We start from the raw sequence: 1,528 nt of genomic DNA, 5'->3' as shown, positions 1-1,528 counted from the left end.
GCCCTGGACGAGGCGGCCTTGAACTGGGGCGTCAAAGTGCTGCGCTACGAGATCAAGGACCTGACGCCGCCGCCAGCCATCCTGCATTCCATGCAGGCGCAGATCACGGCGGAGCGCGAGAAACGCGCGCTGATTGCGGCGTCAGAAGGCCGGCGCCAGGAGCAGATCAATATCGCGACCGGCGAACGTGAGGCGGCCATTGCACGCTCGGAGGGTGAGAAGCAGGCCGAGATCAACCAGGCACAGGGCCAGGCCGCAGCGATCACCGCTGTCGCGGACGCGACTTCGGACGCCATCCGCAAGATCGCAGCGGCCATCCAGCAGCCGGGCGGTGATCAGGCTGTGCAGCTGAAGGTCGCCGAGAAGGCTGTCGACGCCTATGCCCAGCTTGCGCAGAAGAACAACACGATGATCGTGCCGGGCAATATGACGGAAGTCGCTGGTTTGATCGGCACCGCCATGGCGTTGTTCAAAGGCGGCGCAAAGGCCTGAGGCCCAGAACAAAAAAGCCCGCGAGGGCCCTGAACAAGGGCAGTCGCGGGCGCAAGACGTTCGGGGGGCGCCGAACGAAAGCGATGGAGGTGTCGCTTTTCCTAAGATCTGCTCAGAGGATCGGGATCAATTACCCGTAATCGGGAAGCCGAGCAGTTCTGCGAGAACTTCCCAGAAAGAAACTTTTTCCATTTGCACCGTCCGGCTAGCAGCGTTGAGATGGCGCGCAGTGTGTAGGACGGGCAGACAACAGAGAACTACAAACCCTGGTAGGGCCGGTAGCCGGTCAGAGCAGCCCCAGCTCCATCGCCTTCAGCACGGCTTGGTGCTTGGTGGACACGTCGAGCAGCTTGAACAGTTGCTTCATGTGGTAGTTCACCGTGTTCTCGCTGATGCCTAGCAGGCTCCCGACAACCCAGGCGCTCTTGCCCTCCATCGTCAGCTTCAGGATCTCAAGCTGTCGTGACGGAAGCTGCACCGCAGGTTGTGCCGATCTCTTGGACACAAGCAGCCGCCCTGCAGCGTCCTGTGCATGAACGGCGAGCAATTGCAAGTCCGCGATCATCCGATTCAGCTTGATCGGATCTTTGGGCAAGGGTGCGTCCCGATCGAGCCCGAGAAGCAACCGGCGGTAGCCAGGCATTTGGACACCTACGGCAACACCGGTCCGGTAGCCGAACGGTGCATACATCTCCCACAACTCGCCTGCACCGGCGTCCACGTAGAAAGCCTGGTCGTAAATCAGCGGTTTGGTCAGGCTCGCCAAACGTTGATGCACGGGGTCGCGTTGCGCGTAGCTGTTGTCCCTGGAAATCTCCAAGAAAGCCTCAGGTGTGTTACCTACGGCGACGTACTCAGTCTTCGCACCCGGCCCACGGTGCTCGATGGCCAGCACGCCAACGACCAGACCGAAATCTAGGTCATTCGCGAAGGCGATCAGCCCCTGTCGAAAAGACGTGAGATCTGCTGCTTGACTGACTTGTTCGTACCGCTGGAGGTTCATGCGCTACTAGGGTTGGTAGGCGCAGTGCGGCCT

The 1,528-nt window shown here is 60.7% G+C and carries 2 protein-coding genes; one reads left to right on the top strand and one right to left on the bottom strand.

The features are described 5' to 3' along the window. Positions 1–492: SPFH domain-containing protein (locus AC1DU6_RS30780; RefSeq protein WP_477861894.1), on the top strand; the 492-nt coding region annotated here is incomplete at its 5' end. A 286-nt stretch (positions 493–778) separates the two neighbouring features. Here AC1DU6_RS30780 and AC1DU6_RS30775 read toward each other — a convergent pair. Next, complete coding sequence (locus AC1DU6_RS30775; protein ID WP_056196685.1) at positions 779–1,495, bottom strand: helix-turn-helix transcriptional regulator; 717 nt, start codon at positions 1,493–1,495, stop codon at positions 779–781. Between the last annotated feature and the right edge of the window lie 33 nt (positions 1,496–1,528).

The sequence above is a fragment of the Roseateles sp. P5_B10 genome (genome assembly GCF_056400485.1).
Note: the sequence above shows the minus strand (reverse complement) of the source record. Positions and strands in the feature narration are given on the sequence as shown.